This window comes from Streptomyces sp. NPDC058872 (assembly GCF_042743065.1).
Taxonomy (GTDB): Bacteria; Actinomycetota; Actinomycetes; order Streptomycetales; family Streptomycetaceae; genus Streptomyces.
On record NZ_JBHYMK010000157.1, the window covers coordinates 1 to 326 of the forward strand.

1 rRNA gene (running past one end of the window) is annotated in these 326 nt (G+C 50.6%); it reads right to left on the bottom strand.

Going from position 1 to position 326, the window contains the following annotated elements:
• Nucleotides 1-326, bottom strand: a 23S ribosomal RNA gene (locus ACFW22_RS35895) (its annotated part continues 895 nt past the right edge of the window); the annotation flags it as partial.

The window sequence follows — 326 nt, forward strand, 5'->3', positions numbered from 1 at the left end:
ATCAACCTGTTGTCCATCGCCTACGCCTTTCGGCCTCGGCTTAGGTCCCGACTAACCCTGAGCGGACGAGCCTTCCTCAGGAAACCTTAGGCATTCGGTGGATGAGATTCTCACTCATCTTTCGCTACTCATACCGGCATTCTCACTTCTAAGCGCTCCACTAGTCCTCACGATCTAGCTTCAACGCCCTTAGAACGCTCTCCTACCATAGAACCAATGGTTCTATCCACAGTTTCGGTGTTATGTTTAGCCCCGGTAAATTTTCGGCGCAGCGTCACTCGACCAGTGAGCTATTACGCACTCTTTAAATGATGGCTGCTTCTAAG